Below are 2,087 nucleotides of genomic sequence, written 5' to 3'. Positions count from 1 at the left end.
GCGCCGTGCGCTGTTGCCCCGGCGGCCACGGGCAGTCCGGGCGCGGTCGCGCTTCGCGCTCCCGGCCCGAGGCAGGGCCTCGGGCCGAAAGGACCGGGGTGGCTGCTTTTCGGCGAGCCGTGGCGCCGTCGCGGGATCGGATTGTCGTGCATGAGAACGGGATACGTCACGGATGACAGGTGAGTCGGGCGCGGCGGCGCCCCTGGTCGGCATCATCATGGGCAGCCGATCCGACTGGGAGACCATGCGCCACGCCGCCGAAACGCTGGAAAAGCTCGGCGTCCCGCACGAGACGCGGGTGGTCTCCGCCCACCGCACGCCGGATCGCCTCGTCGCCTACGCGAAGGGTGCCGCCGCGCGGGGTCTCAAGGTGATCATCGCCGGCGCCGGCGGGGCTGCGCACCTGCCGGGCATGGCGGCCTCCATGACGGCGCTGCCGGTGCTCGGCGTGCCGGTGGAAAGCCATGCGCTGAAGGGCATGGACAGCCTGCTGTCCATCGTCCAGATGCCGGCCGGCATCCCGGTCGGCACGCTGGCCATCGGCCGCGCGGGCGCGGTGAATGCCGGCCTGCTCGCCGCCGCCATCCTGGCGACCTCGGACACCGCGCTGGCGGGACGGCTGGATGCTTGGCGCGCGGCGCAGACCGACAGCGTGCCGGACCTGCCGGCATGACCGCCTTCCCCCTGCGCCCGGGCTCGGTCATCGGCATCCTCGGCGGCGGGCAGCTCGGCCGCATGTCGGCGCTCGCCGCGGCGCGGCTCGGCTATGCCTGCCACGTCTACGCGCCGGAGGAGGATTCCCCCGGCATGCAGGTGGCCGCGCACCGCACCGTGGCCGCCTATGAGGACCGCGAGGCGCTGGCGCGCTTCGCCGCCTCGGTCGCCGTCGTCACCTTCGAGTTCGAGAACGTCCCCGCCGCCGCGCTCGAGGCGCTGGCCGGGCTGGTGCCTTGCCGCCCCGGCCTCGCCGCGCTCTCCACCTGCCAGGACCGGGTGGCGGAGAAGGCCTTCCTCGGGCGGATCGGCGTGCCCGTCGCCCCCTGGCGCGCCATCGGCAGCGAATCGGATCTGGACGCCGCGGTCGCCGAGCTCGGCCTGCCCGCGGTGCTGAAGACCACCCGCCTCGGCTATGACGGGCGCGGGCAGGCTGTGTTGCGCCGACCCGAGGATCTCGCGCCCGCCTATGCGCGACTCGCGCCCAGGCCACTGGTGCTGGAAGCCTTCGTCCCCTTCGCCGCCGAGATCTCGGCCATCGCGGCGCGGGCGGAGGATGGCAGCGTCGCCGTCTTCGACCCGGCGGAGAACCGGCACAGCCACCACATCCTCGACCTCTCCTTCGCCCCGGCGCGGGTGCCGGAGGCCGTCGCCGCGGCAGCGCGGTCGCACGTCGCCGCGGTGGCCGAGGGACTCGAGCTGATCGGTCTCGTCGCGCTCGAGATGTTCCTGCTGGCGGATGGCCGGCTGCTCGGCAACGAGATCGCGCCGCGGCCGCACAACTCCGGCCACTGGACGATGGATGCCTGCGCCGCATCGCAGTTCGAGCAGCACATCCGCGCGGTTGCAGGCCTGCCGCTCGCCTCGCCTGAACGTCACCACGACGCGGTGATGCGCAACCTGATCGGGCCGGAGGGCATGGCCGCCTGGCCGCGCCTGGTCGCCACGCCACGGGTGGTGCCGCATCTCTACGGCAAGGCGGAGGCCCGCGCCGGCCGCAAGATGGGCCACGCGACGCGGCTGTTGCCGGCCGGAAGCCTCGCCCTGCTGGCGGATTCGGAGGCACTCGGCGGCTTGTGACCGAATTGCCACCGGATATCGTGGCGCAAATGACACAGTCCGCCGCGAACCGGCAGCCAAGGTATGGCGCGGCCTCAATGGAGTGGTAGAAGGGTCGCGTTCCGGAGCAGCCCAGCGGTTGAGGGGAGCTCCGGCCAGTTTTCCGGCCCTCCTAGGGGCCTCGAGCAGGAGAATAACGATGAGCCTGAAGAAGGCGCTTCTTGCCGCGACGCTGCTGTCGCTGCCGATGGCCGCGCAGGCGCAGAGCTGGGACCCGCGGGTCCAGGGCGTGTACGTGGGTGCCGGCCTCGGCG

At 73.1% G+C, this 2,087-nt stretch carries 2 protein-coding genes; both read left to right on the top strand.

Annotation, left to right across the window (positions count from 1 at the left end; all coding sequences use genetic code 11):
* The first annotated feature begins 172 nt into the window (after positions 1 to 172).
* On the top strand, positions 173 to 673 hold the full coding sequence (purE, locus tag GXW74_RS27685) for a 5-(carboxyamino)imidazole ribonucleotide mutase (RefSeq protein WP_211850152.1): 501 nt from the start codon (positions 173 to 175) through the stop codon (positions 671 to 673).
* Positions 670 to 1,794 carry a 5-(carboxyamino)imidazole ribonucleotide synthase gene (locus GXW74_RS27680; RefSeq protein WP_211850148.1) on the top strand — a complete coding sequence of 375 codons (1,125 nt, stop codon included), beginning with the start codon at positions 670 to 672 and terminating at the stop codon, positions 1,792 to 1,794. The genes purE and GXW74_RS27680 overlap by 4 nt, the downstream gene beginning before the upstream one ends.
* Positions 1,795 to 2,087 lie beyond the last annotated feature (293 nt).

The organism is Neoroseomonas eburnea, assembly GCF_018129005.1.
GTDB classification, from domain to species: Bacteria; Pseudomonadota; Alphaproteobacteria; order Acetobacterales; family Acetobacteraceae; genus Neoroseomonas; species Neoroseomonas eburnea.
Note: the sequence above shows the minus strand (reverse complement) of the source record. Positions and strands in the feature narration are given on the sequence as shown.